This is a genomic window from Amycolatopsis coloradensis (assembly GCF_001953865.1).
Lineage (GTDB): Bacteria > Actinomycetota > Actinomycetes > Mycobacteriales > Pseudonocardiaceae > Amycolatopsis > Amycolatopsis coloradensis.
Map to the genome: position 1 here is coordinate 143527 of NZ_MQUQ01000004.1, position 18378 is coordinate 161904.

The following is an 18378-nucleotide window of genomic DNA, read 5'->3' on the forward strand; positions in this document are numbered from 1 at the left end:
TGCTCCTTCACTGTCCACATCGGATCTTCAGCCACTCTCCGGGCTGGATGCTCTTCCGGACGTCGTCGAGCTGCTTCAGCAGGATGTCCAGCCGGTCCCGGTTGGACAGGTACTCCAGGACGGCACGGTGGAACGCGCCGGTCATCGTCGCGGGCATCAGGTCGGAGGCGTCGAAACACAGGGCCTGTGCCGAGGTGATCGTGTCCGCGACCTTCCTGCTCACCGGGTCGGTGTAGACGTCGAGACCGAGTCCCCGGTTGGCGGAGAACGCGCTCGCACGCGGGATCGACGGCCAGATCCGCTGCGCCTTTTCCGAGGCGAGGTACTGGATCAGCTTCCGCGCCTGAGGGGTGTCCCGGAACATGCCCGCGAGGTCCGCGCCGACCTCGGAAACGTCCCGCCCCGGGAAGTTGAGGAAGTCGAAATCGGTGCCAGGCCTCGGCGCCGTACCGTCGGCCCGCTTGAGGTTCTGATACCGGCTCATGATGAACGACGGCTGGTGTTCGAGCACGCAGCCCGGCGGATCGGCGAACATCGGCTTGCCCGCGTCGCCGAAGTCGGTCAGCAGCGCGGCCGCGGTACCGCCGCGGATCCCGGCGGGCTCGAGGACGGAACCCCAGTCCAGCCACGCCTGTCTGACCTCCGGCGACGTCCACTCCAGGCTTCCGGACGCCCATTGCCAGTACTTGTCGGGCCCCGCCGAATGCAGCAGGATGTCCTCGATCCAGTCCGTTCCCGGCCAGCCGGAGGTGGGCGGGGCGCCCATCCCGACACACCACGGCGTGCCGCCCGCGGCCGTCAGCCCGGCGGAGTACGTGCGGAGACCGTCGAACGTCGTCGGCCGGATCCCCGTCAGCCTGGCCGGGTTGTACCAGATCACGCTCTTGAGATCAGCCTTCACCGCGACCGCGTACAGCTTCTGGGTGCCGATCTTCTGCAAGGTGACCCATTGCGGGCTGAAGGACCGCGTGACGGCCGCCGAGACTTCGTCGTCGAGCGGCAGCAGGTCGCCCGACTTCTGGTACTTCGCCAGCACCCCGGCGTTGGGCAGGACGGCGACGTCCGGTGGCGTGCCGCGCTGGACGTCCGAGGCGAGCACCTGGTCGACGGCACGGGTGCCCTGGTAGAGGTAACCGATCCCGGTATCGGCCTTGAACGCGTCCAGCACCTGCCGGAACGCGTCTCCTTCCGCCCCGGTCCACGACGCGAGCACGACCACCGTCTCGCCGTCGGCCGACGCCGAGCAGCCTCCCGCCACCAGCGACAGCGCCATCACCGAGGCCAGCAACCGTTTCACGGGCGGTACCGGTATTCCTCGACGCGGGCGTGCAGGCCGAGCAGGATGAGTCCGCCCGCGAGCAGCGTGCCGGCCGGGATCAGGAACTCCCGTCCGCCGGATTCGGCCGCGCCGGCGGCGTCGGCCGCCACCGCCTTGGCTCCCGCCGTGGCCACCCGGGTGTCGTCGGTCGCCACCGTGGTGGTCTGTCGTGCCTTCGCCCGGAATTCGTCGGCGGTCACACCGCATCCCTGCTCCTCGTCGCAGTACTCGGTCAGCAGGCCGGCGAGCCGTCGCTGGCCCGCGTCGTCGGCGGCCTGGATCTGCGCGCCCCGGACGGCGGCGACGCCGTCGAGCCGCTCCCCGACCGAGTCCAGCCGATCGCGGCTGATCAGGGTCAACACCAAGGCCGCCCCGACGGCGGCGACCAGCACGGTCGCCGCGAGCAGCGGGACGTTCGCCACGCGGCGGAAGCGTTTCTTCAGATACAGCTGGGTGAGGACCAGCAGCACGAGGAGGGCGAGGACGGGCAGCAGCCACAGCGGGAGCGTCACGAGGCTCACCCCGGTGGACGACAGCTGCCGGTCCAGCGCCGCACGTTGCTCGCCCTGCAACGATTCCAGCTCCTCCAGGACACCGCCGGGGGCGTGCAGCAGCCGTGAGGCGTGCCAGAGGTCGACAGCGCCGAGTACCGGGGCGTCCGGCTGGCGGAAGTGCACGTCGGCCTGCCCGATGGAGCCCGAATAGGCCGCGATCTGGCTTTCCACCACCTGCAAGGCGTTGCCGCCGTCTTCGCCGGCCTGGTTGAACTCCGCGATACGCGCGAGGCTCTGGCTCGCCAGTGACAGCTGATTCGAGTATTCCTGTCCCGGACCGGCGAGTTTCGCCTCGCCGGAGGCGAAACTGGCGATCGCGGCGGCGTCGGCGGCCACCAGCGCGGCCCGCGCGGCGGTCACTTCGAGCACCGCCTGCGAAGTCCGGTCGCGGACGGTCTCCGCCGTGCTCTGGACACTGTGGAACGCCCACAGCGAAAGCACCAGGACCGCGAGGGTGAGCGCCAGCAGGGCGGTGCGGAGCCGGACCAGCCGCACCCGGGTCGCCGTCACGAGCCCGCCTCATCGAACGGTCTCCCGCAGCCGACGCAGAAGTTCGCCCCGGCGGGTGACAGCGCGGGACAGCCTGAACAGGCGGCCGGCGGCGCGCCATCGGGTTCGGGCAGCGGCCGAGCTTCCTGCCGGGGAGCGATTTCCGAAACCCTCGAGGGGATGACGACGTGCAACGCGTGGCTGCGGGTCGCGTCCGCGCGCAGGCGCACGACGCCCTTCTCCGCGTCGATGATCTCCACGACTCCCGCGAGGCGGCTGAGTGTCTCTTCGTCACCCGCGGCGGTGGCCAAGGCGGCCGCCCGGCCCCAGTCCCGTTCGGCCCCGTCCCGGTCACCGGCCGCGTAGGCGTCGCCGCCGCCGGTCAGCGCCTCGCCGAGATCGGCCTGCGCGGCGTACTTCGAAACCATCGGGTGAATCAGCGTCGGCGGGATCGGGTCGTGCGTCCACCGCCCCGCGATGGCCAGCGCGTCCTCCTCCGTCGCGGCTCCGGGAACGGGCACGAGTTCCGTCCACGCCAGCTGCCGGTCCTGCCCGTGGCTGGGTTCGAGATCGGGATCGAGGTCCAGGATCAGCTGGTAGTCCCGCGTCTCGTCGCTCGCGAACGAACCGAGCGACAACTCCACCTCGCGGACGGCGATCTCCTGGCACCGGTCGGTGAGGTCGTACTCGTCCGGGAACACCTGCTTGACCGACCGCAGCCTGCTGAACGGCATGGTGCCGACGCGCAGCCGGACCTCGGGCAGCACCTTCGTCATCGCGTTCTCGACGAGCTGACGGAAGTCCTCGGCGAGCTTGTCGTCCTCGACGACGGAGTCGACGTTCCCCCGCAGTACCCGGCCGATCTGGGTGAGTTCGGCGGGCTCCCAGCCGTCGCCGATCCCCCTGGCGTCACAGACGAACCGGCCCTCACAGCTGTTCAGCACGCGCATCAGGTCGGCCCTGGTTTGCGAATCGTTGCGGCCGTCGGTGAGGAGGATCGCGTGCCGGACGGCGTCGGGGACGTCTTCGAAGAGATCGCGCGCCTTCGCGAGCCAGGCCCCCATCGCGGTGCCGCCGACCGCCGCGAGGTGCTCGACCACGGCGCGCGCCTCCGCCCGGGTCTGTTCGGAAGCGGTCACCAGGCCGTCGGTGGCCGGGTAGAGCATCGTGGCCCGGTCGGTCCCCTGGATGACGGCGAAGCGAACGCCGTCGGGGAGGACGTCGATGGCGGCCGCGGCTGCCCGCCGGGCCTCGCCGATCTTGGTGCTGGGGAAGCGCATCGAGCTGGAGGAGTCGATCATCAGGACCTCGGCGGCCGCCCTGGAGACGGTCGCTTCGCCGCCACGTGACACGACCCGGACGATCGCGGTCATCGCCCGGTCCCCCTCGGCCAGGAACTTGTTCTGGTGCACTTCGAGGCCAAGACTCGGCTCCCCGCTCATCGTCTCCCTTTCACACCAGCGTCACCGGTCTCACCGAATTGGCGAGATCGATCAGGACGTCGTGCGGCTCGGGCGCCGGCGCGTGATGGGCGAGCCGCCGGTACGACTTGTCCAACACCGTGCGGGCACCCGTCTCGGTGGATCGCAGGATCTCGCCGTCGGTGATCCCGTCCTGCCCGGTGAGCACCGCCGCCAGCGCGGTCTCGCGGACGGCCGTCACCAGCCTGTCGAGGGCGTCGCCGTCGAGGTCCAAAGCGGACAGCCGGACGACGGCGTCGTCGAGTTCGGCCGACGCCGGAAGGTCGCCGGTCCCCGGCATCGGCGCGGACAGCACCCGCACCCCGGCGATCCGCGCGGCCTCGTCGTAACGCGAGAATTCCGGGACCTGGTCGAGGATCTCGACGGCGGCGGCACGGTTGCCCCGCAGCAGCCGGACCCGCGCGAGCCCGAACGCCGCGCTGACCTGGGACCGGTCCCGCGCCCACAGGGCGTCGTAGTACCGCTCGGCGGCGGCCGCGCCGTTGAGGTGCTCCTCGCAGAGACCCAAGGCGAGTTTCGGCGGCTCCTCACCGGGGATGTCGCGGTACACGGCGGCGAATTTCTCCTTGGCCGCGGCGAAGTCGCCCGCGCCGAGCGCGAGCAGACCCCGGTGCCACGCCACTCGCCAGTCGTGGACGGCGCGCTCGCCGAGCAGGCGTTCGGCCTCCGCCACCGCCAACGCTCCTTCGATGGTCGCCCCGAGTTCCAGCCGCGCCCGGCACCGGCGGAACTCGACCTCGACCGAACCGGGCACCTTGTCGAGCTTCTTCAGCAGCCGCGCGGCGTCGGGTGCGCGGACGGCGCGGAGGAAGTTCGCCTGGGAGTCTTCCGGATCCTCACGCGGCAGCGGCAGGCCGACGGCGATCTCCGCGGCGGCGGGCCGGTCGCCGAGGGAGACGGGGGTCCCCCTCGTCCAGTGCTCCAGCGGCGGCGCCTGCCCGAGTCCCGCGTCGAGCAGGACCGCCCCTTCGGTGAACAGCGTCGACCCGGCGGGCCGGGATTGCCTGTCCCGCAGGGAAAGGATCTCGCCGAGCACGCCGTCGAGCTGGACGAGCATCTCGCGCGCGGTCGCGAACCGCTGCTCGAACGGAGCGGTCGCGCGGTCGAGGACGCGGATGAACGATTCGATGCCGAACCGGACGCCGCGCGCGTCGCGGGTGACCGACCAGCCGTCACTGGCCTGGAAGAGTTCCCGCAACGTCACGCCGACGGTGTGGATGTCGGACCGGACGGTGAGCCCGTGTTTCGCCCGTTCCCGCGGGGTCACCTGGTAGTGCTCGGTGCCGACGGCGGGGCTTTCGTCGTCGGAGATCTTCCGGATGGCGCCGAAATCGATGAGCTTGATCCGCTTCTCGCCGTGGATCACGTTGTCCGGCTTCATGTCGCAGTACAGCAGGCCCTCGCCGTGCAGGTAGTCGAGCGCGGTCAGGATCTCCCTGCCGTACGCGACGACGTGCTCGACCAGCAGCCGTCCCTCACTGGAATCCAGCCCGGCCCGGCCGCGGTTCTTGATCTCCCGCAAGGAAAGGCCGTCGACGAACTCCATGACGATGTAGCGGAAGCCCTCGTGGCCGACCACGTTGAGGATCCGGACGATGTTCGGATGTTCCAGCGCGGTGAGCACCTGGCTCTCGGTCTCCGCGATCCGCACGGCGGCGGTGTTGTTCGTGTTGATCAGGCCCTTGAGCGCGACGTGCATCCCGCCGAGCCCGGAATCCGTTGCCAGGTAGACAAAACCGAGTCCACCGCGGGCGACACAGCCGAGGACCTGATAGCGGCCGTCGACCACGTCGCCCGCCGCGAGCTTGGGTGAAAAGGAGAACGGCGTCCGGCAGACCGGGCAGAATCCCTCGGCGGGCGCGGTCCCGCCGCCGATCGAGCGGCCGACCGGGGTGCCGGTGCAGCCGTGCTTGCCGCAGAACCGTTCCTCCTCCGGGACGTGCGGTTCGGTCAGCAGGCGGCCGGCGACGTCGGGGAGTTCGACGATCGGCAGCGGGACCCGGTCGTCCGCGGTCGCGTGACCCGCCATCTGCTGGGAGCGGGTGACCACCGTGCTGGTGATCCTGGTCGGCGCGTCACCAGGGCCGGGGATCACCAGGGTCGGCTTTTCCCGCCGCGCGGGCTCTTCCGGTGGTCCAGGCGGCAGTCCGCAGATCTTGCAGAAACCGGTCTTGCCGAGTGCACCCGGGCAGCCGCCCCGTTCGCAAGCCGTCATCCGTCGATCCGTTTCCGTACGATGTCCGCGTACCGCTCGACGGCGGTCGACGCGGCCACGAGGTCGCACGGTCCTTCGAAGAGGACCCGCCAGGCGGGAGCGTAGGCGGCATCGAGTTCGACGTCCTCGACGAGTCCGCTGTTACGGGCCATCTCGCCGTACGCGTCGAGCCGGGCACGGAGTTCCGCACGCCGGGTGACGTTCTCGTCGAGAAGACGGCGGAGGTCACGGGCACGTTCCGCGGCCCTGGCCACGGTCCGTTCGCAGGCGGGCAGGTGCCTTTTCACCCATTCGGGTTCGCCGTCCCGCACCGCCGACCGCAGTTGCGTCAGCGCCCCCTTGAGCCGCCGCACCCTGGCCTGGGCTTCCGGAGCGTCGGTGAAGCGGGGCGCGTCGCTCAGATTGTCCTTCTCCAGGCCGGCGAGTTCGGCCAGCTGGGTCTCCAGCAACGCGAGACGGCCCTCGATGTCGTCCTCGTCGGACGGCAGGACGTCGGTGCTCGACCGGACCACGCTCACCCCCGGAGAGGTCTCCTCGCGAAAGGCCAACGCGAGCCGCAGTCCGAGTTCGTGCGCACGCTGGGCCAGCGGCACCAGCACTTCGCCGACGAGCTTGCCGGGCTCGGCCGACTCGTCGACGCCGTAGACGACGACGGTCCGGCCGCTTCCGTGCCGTCCGGCGGGCGAGTCCGCGGCGACGTCGAGGCGTTCGGAGATGCGGCGGCGGACCTCGCCGGCGGATTTGCCGACCGCGTCGACGGCGAGGACGACACTGCCCATCGGCGGCACCGTCGGCCCGGACGCGCTCCGCCCCGCACCGTGTTCGCGGTCGGCGAGGACGATCGCGCGGCGCAACGAGCCCGCGACGGCGGAATCGTCCGCGCCCATGATGATCACCCAGACGTCCGACCGGCCGTGCCCGCCGAGCCAGCTGGCGAATTCGCGAGCGAACAGCACGTCGATCGCCGGCGGTTCCGGGTACTGGACGAAACTGGGGTCGATCGCCGGACTGCCCTCGGCCCAGCGGCGCAGTTCCGGCAGGTAACCGAGCATGGTCTCGACCGGAATCATCCAGGAGACGCGGGCGGCCTCGGTCGCGTACCGCGTCGCGACCATGCCGACGACGTGCCCGGTCTTGTCGGCGATCACCGCGGAACCGCTGAACCCGTGGGTGATCGGCTCGGCGTCGGGGGTCCGGTGCAGCTGGACGCGTTCGAGACCGTGCCCGCCGTCGCCGACGACCGTCGCCAGCGACCACATGCCGTCCGAACCCCGCGGGAATCCGTACGCGCGTACGCGTTGGTTGTCTTCGAGAGCCACCCGATGGAGCGGGGCGCCGATGATCTGTTCCTCGGGATCACGCAACCGGAGCAGCGCGACGTCCCCGCCGTCGTCGCCGATGGGCGCCGCCTGCATGACGATCGTGGCGATTCCGGGCTCCACACCGGGAAGCGCCACGAAATCCACCGTGACGTCGTCGTGGCCTTCGATCACGTGAGCGCAGGTGAGGAGGTGTTCACCGTCGAGCATCGTCCCGGCGCCCAGGATCCGCCCACGGTGATCGCGCAGCCGCACCCGCCAGCGTCCGCGCTCGGAAGTCACCCGGAAGACCCTACCGATCGTGAGCGGCGATGACGGTTCAATCCGTCATTACCACTCACGAGGCCTAATGCGCCGCGTCGTTCCAGGACCGCCCGTATCCGACGGAGACCTCCAGCGGCACCGCCAATTCGTAGGCCGAGCCCATTCCCTGGCGCACCAACGCTTCCAGCTGCTCGCGCTCACCATCGGCGACTTCGAGGACGAGTTCGTCGTGGACCTGCAGCAGCACGCGGCTCTTCAGTTTCGCCTCGGTCAGCGCACGGTGCACATTGAGCATGGCGACCTTGATGATGTCGGCCGCACTGCCCTGAATGGGAGCGTTGAGCGCCATCCGCTCGGCCATTTCGCGACGCTGGCGATTGTCGCTGTTGAGGTCCGGCAGATAACGGCGGCGGCCGAAGATCGTTTCGGTGTAACCGACCTTCGCCGCGTCACCCACGACCGAATGGAGATAATCGCGCACGCCGCCGAAACGGGAGAAGTACGCCTCCATCTGTTCCTTGGCGTCTTCGGTCGAGATCCGCAGCTGCTGCGAAAGCCCGTACGCCGAAAGCCCGTACGCCAGGCCGTACGACATCGCCTTGACCCGGAACCGCAGTTCCGGCGTGATCTCCTCCGGCGGCAGCGAGAACGCGCGCGATGCCACGAACGTGTGCAGATCCTCGCCGCTGTTGAAGGCCTGGATGAGCCCCTCGTCCTGCGAGAGGTGCGCCATGATCCGCATTTCGATCTGGCTGTAGTCCGCCGTCATCAGCTCGGTATAGCCGTCCCCGACGACGAAAGCGTCGCGGATGCGACGGCCTTCCTCGGTGCGGATCGGGATGTTCTGGAGGTTCGGGTCGACCGAGGAGAGCCGTCCGGTGGCGGCGATCGTCTGCAACAGCGTGGTGTGGATGCGGCCGTCGTCGGCGATCGACTTGATCAGGCCCTCGACCGTGGTACGCAGCCGGGTCGCGTCCCGGTGCTCCAGCAGATGTTGGAGGAACGGGTGCTCGGTCTTCTCGAACAGGCTCTGCAACGCCTCGGCGTCGGTGGTGTAGCCGGTCTTGGTGCGCTTGGTCTTCGGCATGCCGAGTTCGTCGAACAGGATCACCTGCAGCTGCTTCGGCGAACCGAGGTTGACCTGCTTGCCGATGACCGCGTACGCCTCGTCGGCGGCCTGGGTGACCCGGTTGAGGTAATGCGACTCCAGATCCGTCAGATGCTCGATGTCGACCGCGATACCCGCCGCTTCGAGACCGGTGATCACCTGCAACAGCGGCAGTTCCAGCTCGACGAGCAGCTGCGCGCCGCCGAGTTCCTCCAGCTCCTTGGTCAGCGCGCCCGCCAGTTCGGCGACCGCGCGGGCCTTGACCAGCTCGGCCTGGATCTCCTTCTGCTCCATGTCCTCGGCGCCGCCACCGTCGAGCAGCGACAGCTGGCCGTCACCGGTGTCGGCCTCGGAACGCAGCTCGCGGTGCAGATACCGCAGGGCGAGGTCGTCGAGTTCGAAGGTGCGCTGGCCGGGCCGGACCAGATACGCCGCGAGCGCGGTGTCCATCACGAGACCGGCGAACGTCCAGCCGCGCGCGCGGACGGCGTGCAGCGCGACCTTGAGTTCGTGACCGATCTTCTGGATCTTCTCGTCCGCCAGCCAGGCGGTGAGTGCCTTGTCGTCCTCGGCGTCCATCGCGATGACGTCGACATACGCGCCTTCGCCGTCCGCCGCCGCGAAGGAGATGGCCCTCAGGTCGGAGCGGACCGAGGCACCGGTGGTGCGGAACGCCAGGCCGACCGGCTTGTCCCGATCGGTGTGCGCCGACAGCCACGCCGGGAGCGCGCCCGGGGCGAGCTTCGCGCCCTTGACCTCGAAGCCTTCTTCGGCCTCCGGCTCGGCGCTCTGCAGGGTCGCGAAGAGACGGTCACGCAGGACGCGGAACTCCAGCTCGTCGAACAGCGCGTGCACGGCCTCGCGGTCCCAGGGGCGCAGCTCGAGACCTGTCGGGCCGACTTCCAGCTCGACGTCCCGGATCAGCTCGGTGAGCTGGCGATTCAGCATCACCGCGCCGAGGTGCTCGCGCAGCGCGTCGCCGACCTTGCCCTTGACCTCGTCGACCCGGTCGATCAGCTCGTTGAAGGACCCGAACTGCCTGATCCACTTCGCGGCCGTCTTCTCGCCGACACCCGGGATGCTGGGCAGGTTGTCCGAGGGGTCGCCACGCAGCGCGGCGAAGTCCGGGTACTGCGCCGGGGTGAGGCCGTACTTCTCCTCGACCGCCTCCGGGGTGAACCGGGTCATCTCGGACACGCCGCGCTTCGGGTACAGCACGGTGACCTGGTCGTTCACCAGCTGGAGCGCGTCACGGTCACCCGTACAGATGAGGACGTCGAAACCTTCGGCTATCGCCTGTGTCGTGAGCGTGGCGATGATGTCGTCGGCTTCGTAGTTCTCTTTGGTCAGCGCCGGGATGCCGAGGACCTTCAGCACGTCTTCGACCAGCCCGACCTGGCCCTTGAACTCGTCCGGCGTGGCACTGCGGTTGGCCTTGTACTCCGCGAACGTCTCCGAGCGGAACGTCTTGCGGGAGAGGTCGAAGGCCACCGCGAGGTGGGTCGGCGCTTCGTCGCGCAGCAGGTTGATGAGCATCGAGGTGAACCCGAACACCGCGTTCGTCGTCTGCCCGGTCTTCGTCTTGAAGTTCTCCGCGGGCAGCGCGAAGAACGCGCGATACGCCATCGAATGGCCGTCGATCAGCAGCAGTTTGGGCCGCTCGGCCTGTGCGGTGGCAGGTGTGGCGTTGGCAACGGTCGTGTTCTCACTCGGGCTCACGGGAGCGAGTCTAGGGTGAGGGTCCGACAGTCCTGCCTGTCGTGTCGGTTGCGGGCTGTCGGCAGAGCCGCGGACCAGGGCGACGGGGCGCCTGCCGGCAGAAACATGAGAAAAACTCGATGATGTGCGCCCCGGCGATGCGAGTGGGTTCACGATGTTTAAGGAGCGCTGCGTGACCGAACAAACCCTCGAATCCTTCGCGGGGATCGACCCGGCCTTCGCCGGCCAGCAGCTCAACGACAAGCTCGGGCTCGAGATCAGCGAATTCAGTCCCGAACGCGTCGTGGGCAGCATCCCGGTGGAGGGCAATCTCCAGCCTTACGGCCTCCTCCACGGCGGAGCGAACGCCGTCGTCGCCGAAGCGCTCGGCTCGATGGTCTGCGCGCTCAACGCCGGCACCGACAAGGCGACGATGGGGCTCGAACTCTCGTGCACCCACCACCGGGCGGTCCGCTCCGGACGAGTGACCGGTGTCGCGACCCCGGTGCACGTCGGACGCGGGACCGTCACCGCGGAGATCGTGCTGACCGACGACCAGGGACGCCGGTCCTGCACGGCGCGGCTGACCTGCGTGGTGCGGGAACGGCCGCCGGGCGCCTGATCCGGTCCGGATGTCCGCGAAGCTGCTGTGACCTGTGGTGCGGTTGGCGCGGTGCCTGAGTACATGAAGGACCCCATCCTTGCGCCTAGGTACGGGAAGGGGGCCTTCACGTACTTCAGGCAGGAGGGCGCGGATACGGAGTGGGGCTCCGCGTGAACCGAACGGGACTTTCAGGGCAAACTCTGCACTGAGAGTCCCGTTCGTCTCGTCCGGGCAGGAAGGACGGTGCCCCGTGGATCTCGACACGGCTCAGGTGCGGGCGTTCGTCGCGACCGCCGACCACGGCCATTTCGGTCGTGCGGCAGAGTCCTTGTTCCTGACACAACAAGCACTGTCGAAGCGGATCCGGAAGCTCGAGGACGCCCTGTCGGTCCAGCTCTTCCGTCGCACCAACCGCCTCGTCGAGCTGACCACCGACGGTGACCGCTTCCTTCCGCACGCGCGCGAGCTGATCCGCGCCGCGGGCGCCGCCGTCGCCGCGATGGGCCCGCATGACCGCCCGCCCCGCCTCGACGTCATCGACCCGCGCCTCTCCCCCATGTACATGCTGCGGCGCATCGCCCAGCGCGATCCCGCCCTCGCCGTCGAACGCGTCGCCGGACGCGGGCTGGCCAACGCCCTCGACCCGCTGGTCCGCGGCGAGATCGACCTCGCGTTCGGCCGCGTCGCGGATCTGGGCCGCGAAGTGCCCGCCGAACTCGAACACCGGCTCGTCCGGCTCGAACCACTGGTCGCGCTGCTCGCGCCAGAACACCCACTGGCGGGCAACGACGTGCTCGCGCTGTCCGATCTCAGGGACGAAGGTATCTGGATCCCGCAATTGGGCGGCCCGGTCGAATGGCTTTCTTATTTGCAACACCTATGCAAAGAATTCGACGTCCCGATCGACGATTCCGGCGTGAGCTACGACCTCCGGCACACTCTGGAACAGACCCGCTACGGAAAACAACGGGTCACCCTCGCCGGCGCCGACATGGACCTCGCCGCCGATCTCAACCTGCGAGTCCTGCCCTTCGAGCCGTCGCCGCTGTTCCCGTGGTCGGTGGTGTGGCGGCGCGGCGAAGGCCCGGCCCTGCGGCGCCTGCTGGCGCTCGCGGGCCGGACCAGCCACGAAGAAGGTTGGTGCTCCTACGATCCCGAGCGGTCCTGGCTTCCGGACGACGACCTCAAACAGCTAAGTGCCGGGCGAACCAGCGCGTGAGCTCGGCATCGACCAGCTTCGCGTGTTCCGTCTGCGGAGCGGGTTCGAGACCCGGCGCCTCGGCGAACTCGTGCGCCATCCCGGGAATCGTCACGAGTTCGGACCGCTCCGCCCCCAGTTCCTTGTGCAGCGCGGCGGCCGGTTCGGTGATGGAGACGTCGTCCTCCCCGCCGATGACGAGCAGCACCGGCGCGGTCAGTTCTCCAGCCCGCCGCACGTAGTCGTACTCGTTCGCGACCGCGCGGGACCGGTCCGACCAGGGGTAGGTGACGTCGTAGACCCGCTCGTTCGCGGCGATCACCGGCGCCAGCTGGGTCACCGGGTTCACCAGCGCGGCCGCGACCACCGGGATCTCGATGTGGGTCAGCATCTGCAACGCGACCCCGCCGCCCTGCGAGCCGCCGACCAGCCCGATCGGACCGTCCTCAATGGACAACCGTGCGCGCAGCTCCGCCACCGCCGCCGGGAACTCCGCCTCGACCTGCTTGGTGAGCGGTTCGACGACGTTGAGCACGTTGTCCTCGCTCGCGAGCCGGAAGAAGCCCTCGAAACCGCCTTCGGGAAACCGTTTCCCGGTCAGCGGCAACCCGAGGTGCACCCGCCACGCGTGCAGTTCCCGCATCGGCAGCGCCGCCGCCATGGCCGCCTCACCGAACGGCGCGCCCAGCAGATGCCAGGTGAGCACCAGCGGCGCCGGGCGTTTCGTGTCCGACGGCGGCAGTGCCACGAACGGGACTCCCGCCGCCACGCCCTCGATCGCTTCGTTCAGTTCGACACTCATTGTCGGTTCTCCCAGGTCTCTCGGTGTTGCCCGCTCTGGGAACAGCCAACCGCGAGGCCGGGGCGGTGAGCCAACAGCCGTTCGAGCTCCGACGACAACCATCGGTTGTCAAGGCGGAAGAGAAGAGTGGGCACGCTTGACGCCCTTTGGGGCAGCATTGCTACGACGAACGGGCGCCCACGAAGGTGGCGAAAAAGCGCAAGATACGCGGCTGAAACCCGATCCTCACCCACGAGCAGGATCGACGTGGTAACGGTGAATCCTCAGCGTGACCAGCGAAGACCCGTCAATCGGCAACATTCGCCTTTTCGTGCAATTAGTTCTGGTTTCGACCGTCACGATGTGGACACAGAGTGATGGGCGCCTGTGCAGATCATGGCGTAGGGGGATATCTTCCTGCCCTAACCTAGCCCCTGTGTCGGGGGCAACGCCTACCGGCGGCTGGTTGGTCATGGGAGGTAGTCGGTGTCAGGAGTGCGTTTTGGACGGGTATTCGCCGTCGCGGCGGCTGCGTCGCTTGCGCTGGCAGGCTGCGCTGGCGGCAGCAGCCCGTCCGGTGGCGGTGACAGCAGCACGCTGAAGATCGGGTTCATGGGCGACCTCACCGGTGAGGGCTCCGGGATCGTGATCCCGCCCCGCAACGGCGCCAAGCTCGCTTTCGACGAGTACAACAAGACGAATCCGGCTACCAAGCTGGAAATGAAGGAGTACGACAGCCAGGGCAAGCCCGAGCAGGCGACGTCGCTGATCGCGACCGCCGTCGGCCAGGACAAGATCACCGCGCTGATCGGCCCGGCCTTCTCCGGTGAGTCGAAGGCCATCGGCGGGCAGCTGGAGCAGAACAAGATCCCGAGCGTCTCGCCCTCGGCGACGGGCCCGGGCCTGGCGGCCAACGGCTGGAAGTACTGGCACCGCGTCGTCGCGAACGACAACGACCAGGGCCCGGCCATCACCAACTTCCTGATCACGGCGAAGTCGCCGAAGAAGGCCTACATCATCTCGGACGACCAGGAATACAGCGTCGGCCTGGCGGACGCCTTCGAGAAGACCTTCAAGGAGAAGAACATCCCGACCGACCGCGACAAGTTCGCGAAGGACGCGTCGGACTACTCCTCGACCGTACAGAAGGTCAAGGCCGCGAACCCGGACGTCATCACCTTCGGCGGGTACTACGCCCAGGGCAGCCGTCTGCTCAAGCAGCTTCGTGACGGCGGGGTGACCGCCACCTTCGCCACCGGCGACGGTTCGCTCGACGCCCAGCTGGTCAGCGGCGCGGGTGCCGCCGCCGCCGAGAAGGCCGTCATCGGCTGCCCTTGCAACATCAAGGACGCCGGCACGGGCGACGAGTTCGTCACCAAGTACAAGGCCGCGTACAACATCGACCCCGCGATCTACTCGACCGAGGGCTACGACGCCGCGACCGCCATCATCAACGCGGTCAAGGCGGGCAACACCACCTCGGAGAAGATCAACGAGTTCCTCAAGACGATCGACTTCAAGGGTGTCTCGAAGCAGATCAAGTTCAAGGAGAACGGCGAGCCGTCGACGAACGCGATCTACGTCTACCAGGTCACCGGTGGCGTCATCAAGAACCTCGGCGCCTCGACCGAAGCCAAGCTCAACGGCTGACGGAGCAGGTAGGAACACCTAACGGAAGCGGGGGCGCTGTGTGTGCACAGCACCCCCGCTTCGGCGCAAATGTGGCGAAAGAAATCCTCCGCCCCGTCAGGTAAGGCATCCACGTCATGCTTCAAGATCTGCAAGCCCAGTTCCTCGGTAGCACCATCGGCGGACTGGTCGCCGGAAGCATCTACGCCCTCATCGCCCTCGGCTACACAATGGTCTACGGCGTGCTCCGGCTCATCAACTTCGCGCATTCCGAAATCTTCATGATCGGGACGGTCACGTCCCTGTTCGTCCTGATCACCATCGCGGGCGGCACCGCCCCGATCACGCTCGGCTTGTTCGGGATGATCGCCGTGCTGCTGCTGATCATCATCGCCTCGGCCGCCGTGTCCGGTGGCGCGGCGGTGTTGCTGGAGCAAGTGGCGTACCGGCCACTCCGCAAGAAGGGCGCGACCCGCCTGGCCGCCCTGATCTCCGCCATCGGCGCCTCGCTGTTCCTTCAGGAACTGTTCGGCCTCGAGATCATCGAATGGATCACGGACAAGTCCGGCCGTGTGCAACAGAACGCGCCGCGGTTCATCCCGCACGACCCGCTGTTCCACATCGGCAACGGCGTCGTGCGCACGGACCACGTCTTCGTCATCGTCGGTGCCGTGATCATGATGGTCGTCCTCGACCAGCTCGTCAGCCGCACCCGCATCGGCCGCGGTATCCGTGCCACCGCACAGGATCCCGAAGCCGCCGTGCTGATGGGTGTCAGCATCGACAAGATCGTGCGTCTCACCTTCCTGCTCGGTGGCGCGATGGCCGGTGTCGCCGCGGCGCTGTACATCATGGAGTACGAGAACACCGATTATCGCATCGGTTTCCTCCTCGGCATCAAGGCGTTCACCGCGGCCGTGCTAGGGGGTATCGGCAACCTGCGCGGCGCTCTGCTCGGTGGCATCGTGCTCGGCCTGGTGGAGAACTGGAGTTCCATCTTCTTCGGTTCAGCTTGGAAGGACGTCACCGCCTTCGTGGTTTTGGTGCTGGTCCTGATGTTCCGACCCACCGGCATCCTCGGTGAATCGCTGCAGCGGGCACGCGCATGAAGGGCGACGAAGAAGTGTCTACAGAAAACGGAAAGCCCGCGCGCGCCGGGTTTCACCCCGTCGACGGTATGCGGGACTGGTGGGCTCGCGCTCCGCATTGGCAGCGTTATGGCGTTTACCTCGCCCTGATCATCGGCGCGCTGATCCTGCCCGCGCCGGCGATCGGCTCCTTCATGTCGCCCGACTCGGACTGGACGACCGTCCTGATCTTCCCGGTCGGGGTCTACATCCTGCTGGCGATCGGGCTGAACATCGTCGTCGGTCACGCGGGCATGCTCGACCTCGGTTTCGTCGCGTTCTTCGCGATCGGCGCCTACACGCTCGCCGTGATGGGCACCCAGCACGGCTGGGGATTCTGGGGCACGCTTGTGCTCGGCATCTTCCTGGCGGCGATGTCGGGGGTGATCCTCGGCGCTCCGACGCTCCGGCTGCGCGGTGACTATCTGGCCATCGTGACTCTCGGCTTCGGTGAGATCGTCCGGATCACCGCGACGAACACCGACGCCATCGGCGGCTCCCGCGGTATCACCAACATCCCGCACCCGGAGCCCATGTTCGGGACCGAGTTCCTGCTCGACCCGGCGCCGTACTACTACCTCATCCTGGCGGCGATCGTGGTCGCGATCGTCTTCTCGGTGCGGCTGCACAAGAGCCGCGTCGGCCGGGCGTGGGCGGCCATCCGTGAGGACGAGGACGCCGCCGAGCTGATGGGCGTCCCGACGTTCAAGTTCAAGCTGCTGGCGTTCGCCATCGGCGCCATGCTCGGCGGTATGGCCGGTGTGGTCTACGCCAGCAAGGCCGTCTTCATCGAGCCGAACAACTTCCCGTTCATCCTGTCCGCGACCATCCTCGCGGCCGTGGTGCTCGGTGGTGCGGGCAACCTGCCCGGCGTCATGCTCGGCGCCTTCCTGGTCGCCTGGCTTCCGGAGCGGTTCCGGTTCCTGTCCGAGTACCGGATCCTGATCTTCGGTTTCGTGCTCGTGCTGATGATGGCGCTGCGGCCGGAGGGTCTGCTGCCGTCGCGGCAGCGCAAGGCGGAACTACACGAAGGAACGGGCGGGATGGGTGCCATGGGCGCCGAAGTCGCGGGTCCGGATTCCGAGGCTTCGGCGGAGGTGACGAAATGAGCGCGTTGCTCGAATTCGACAACGTGACGATGCGCTTCGGCGGTGTCACGGCCTTGAAGGAAGTCAACCTCACCATCAACCAGGGTGAGATCTTCGCCCTGATCGGGCCGAACGGCGCGGGCAAGACCACCGTGTTCAACGTGATCACCGGTGTCTATCAGCCGACCGAGGGCCAGGTGCGCTTCAACGGCACCCGGGTCGACGGGATGAAGCGGTTCAAGATCAACCAGACCGGGATCGCCCGCACGTTCCAGAACATCCGGCTGTTCCACAACATGTCGGCGCTCGAAAACGTGATGGTCGGTGCCGACTCGCACCACAAGACCGGTGCGATTTCGGCGACGCTGGGCCTGCCCGTGCACCGCAAGGAGGAGAAGCGGGGCCGCGAGCTCGCCCGGGAACTGCTCGACTTCGTCGGCATTGGGCGCGTGGAGCACAACACCGCGAAGAACCTCTCCTACGGCGACCAGCGCCGTCTGGAGATCGCGCGTGCGCTCGCGACCGATCCGAAGCTGCTGCTGCTCGACGAACCCGCCGCCGGGATGAACCCGGCGGAGAAGAACTCGCTGCAGCAGCTGATCCGCAAGATCCGTGACGACGGCCGGACCGTGCTGCTCATCGAGCACGACATGAGCCTGGTCATGCACATCAGCGACCGGCTCGCCGTGCTCGACTTCGGCCAGAAGATCGCAGAAGGGCTTCCCCAAGAGGTGCAGAACAACCAAAAGGTGATCGAGGCTTACCTGGGGGTGGCGGAAGATGCTTCTTGAGGTTCAGGACATCAACGTCCACTACGGGAAGATCGCCGCGCTCAAGGGAATGAGCATCGAGGTCAGCGAGGGCGAGATCGTTTCGCTCATCGGGGCCAACGGCGCGGGCAAGACCACCACGCTGAAGACCATCTCGGGCCTGCGTCCGCTAACCAGCGGCCGAATCCTCTTCGACGGCAAGGACATCTCGAAGACCCCCGGTCACAAGCGGGTCGAACTCGGGATCGGCCAGTCACCGGAAGGCCGGGGTGTGTTCCCCGGGATGACGGTGCAGGAGAACCTCCTCATGGGTGCCTACACCCGTAAGGACGATCTGAAGGCCGACCTCGACGAGGTCTACGAGCTGTTCCCGCGGTTGAACGAACGCAAGACCCAGTTCGGCGGCACGATGTCCGGTGGCGAACAGCAGATGATCGCCATCGGCCGCGCGCTGATGACCAAACCCAAGGTGCTGCTGCTCGACGAGCCGTCCATGGGTCTGGCGCCGATGCTGATCGCGCAGATCTTCGACATCATCCGCGAGATCAACAAGCGCGGGACCACGGTCCTGCTGGTGGAGCAGAACGCGCAGCAGGCGTTGAAGCTCTCCGACCGCGCGTACGTGCTGGAGACCGGTCAAGTGGTCAAGAGCGCCCGCGGTGCCGAGCTGCTGGACGACCCGCAGGTGCGGGCCGCCTACCTCGGTGGCGACCTCGGCGTCTGACGCCTTCGAAA

General features: G+C 68.0%; 14 protein-coding genes. 7 read left to right on the forward strand and 7 right to left on the reverse strand.

All coding sequences use genetic code 11. The features are described 5' to 3' along the window. Nucleotides 1–7: 7 nt before the first annotated feature. From BS329_RS07735 to polA, 6 genes are all read right to left on the reverse strand, one after another. On the reverse strand, nt 8–1297 hold the full coding sequence (locus tag BS329_RS07735) for an ABC transporter substrate-binding protein (RefSeq protein ID WP_076157266.1): 1290 nt from the start codon (nt 1295–1297) through the stop codon (nt 8–10). Further along, a complete protein-coding gene (locus tag BS329_RS07740; protein WP_076157269.1) occupies nt 1294–2382 on the reverse strand; it encodes a hypothetical protein in 1089 nt (362 codons plus the stop codon). The genes BS329_RS07735 and BS329_RS07740 overlap by 4 nt, the downstream gene beginning before the upstream one ends. Next, nucleotides 2379–3803, reverse strand: a complete 1425-nt coding sequence (locus BS329_RS07745) for a VWA domain-containing protein (RefSeq protein ID WP_076157271.1) — start codon at nt 3801–3803, stop codon at nt 2379–2381. Before BS329_RS07745 ends, BS329_RS07740 begins: the two co-directional genes overlap by 4 nt. 10 nt (nt 3804–3813) lie before the next feature. Then, nucleotides 3814–6057 carry a serine/threonine-protein kinase gene (locus BS329_RS07750; RefSeq protein WP_076157274.1) on the reverse strand — a complete coding sequence of 748 codons (2244 nt, stop codon included), beginning with the start codon at nt 6055–6057 and terminating at the stop codon, nt 3814–3816. After that, complete coding sequence (locus tag BS329_RS07755; RefSeq protein ID WP_076157277.1) at nt 6054–7658, reverse strand: S1 family peptidase; 1605 nt, start codon at nt 7656–7658, stop codon at nt 6054–6056. Before BS329_RS07755 ends, BS329_RS07750 begins: the two co-directional genes overlap by 4 nt. 64 nt (nt 7659–7722) lie before the next feature. Continuing rightward, entirely contained in the window at nt 7723–10467 is a 2745-nt protein-coding gene (gene polA / locus BS329_RS07760; RefSeq protein ID WP_076157280.1) for a DNA polymerase I, read from the reverse strand. Nucleotides 10468–10639: 172 nt separating this feature from the next. Here polA and BS329_RS07765 point away from each other — a divergent pair, with 172 nt between their 5' ends. Continuing rightward, nucleotides 10640–11068: a PaaI family thioesterase gene (locus BS329_RS07765; protein WP_084749464.1), complete on the forward strand. Its 429-nt coding sequence runs from the start codon at nt 10640–10642 to the stop codon at nt 11066–11068. Between the two features lie 232 nt (nt 11069–11300). Next, the gene (locus BS329_RS07770) at nt 11301–12269 is read left to right on the forward strand and encodes a LysR family transcriptional regulator (protein ID WP_076157286.1); all 969 of its coding nucleotides are present in this window, start codon (nt 11301–11303) and stop codon (nt 12267–12269) included. On the opposite strand, the gene BS329_RS07775 is transcribed toward BS329_RS07770, so the two are convergent. Continuing rightward, nucleotides 12235–13050 (reverse strand): serine aminopeptidase domain-containing protein, encoded by an 816-nt coding sequence (locus BS329_RS07775; RefSeq protein ID WP_076157289.1) that lies wholly within the window; start codon nt 13048–13050, stop codon nt 12235–12237. The two genes, BS329_RS07770 and BS329_RS07775, sit on opposite strands and share 35 nt — an antisense overlap. Nucleotides 13051–13524: 474 nt before the next feature. Here BS329_RS07775 and BS329_RS07780 point away from each other — a divergent pair, with 474 nt between their 5' ends. The 5 genes from BS329_RS07780 to BS329_RS07800 all read left to right on the forward strand — a co-directional run bounded on the left by BS329_RS07780 (nt 13525) and on the right by BS329_RS07800 (nt 18367). Beyond that, on the forward strand, nt 13525–14679 hold the full coding sequence (locus BS329_RS07780) for a branched-chain amino acid ABC transporter substrate-binding protein (RefSeq protein ID WP_076157292.1): 1155 nt from the start codon (nt 13525–13527) through the stop codon (nt 14677–14679). A 116-nt stretch (nt 14680–14795) separates the two neighbouring features. Beyond that, nucleotides 14796–15767 carry a branched-chain amino acid ABC transporter permease gene (locus BS329_RS07785; protein ID WP_076157295.1) on the forward strand — a complete coding sequence of 324 codons (972 nt, stop codon included), beginning with the start codon at nt 14796–14798 and terminating at the stop codon, nt 15765–15767. Beyond that, nucleotides 15764–16894 carry a branched-chain amino acid ABC transporter permease gene (locus tag BS329_RS07790; protein WP_076157298.1) on the forward strand — a complete coding sequence of 377 codons (1131 nt, stop codon included), beginning with the start codon at nt 15764–15766 and terminating at the stop codon, nt 16892–16894. The genes BS329_RS07785 and BS329_RS07790 overlap by 4 nt, the downstream gene beginning before the upstream one ends. Then, nucleotides 16891–17664 carry an ABC transporter ATP-binding protein gene (locus tag BS329_RS07795; RefSeq protein ID WP_076157301.1) on the forward strand — a complete coding sequence of 258 codons (774 nt, stop codon included), beginning with the start codon at nt 16891–16893 and terminating at the stop codon, nt 17662–17664. Before BS329_RS07790 ends, BS329_RS07795 begins: the two co-directional genes overlap by 4 nt. Then, a complete protein-coding gene (locus BS329_RS07800) occupies nt 17654–18367 on the forward strand; it encodes an ABC transporter ATP-binding protein (RefSeq protein ID WP_076157304.1) in 714 nt (237 codons plus the stop codon). The genes BS329_RS07795 and BS329_RS07800 overlap by 11 nt, the downstream gene beginning before the upstream one ends. Nucleotides 18368–18378 lie beyond the last annotated feature (11 nt).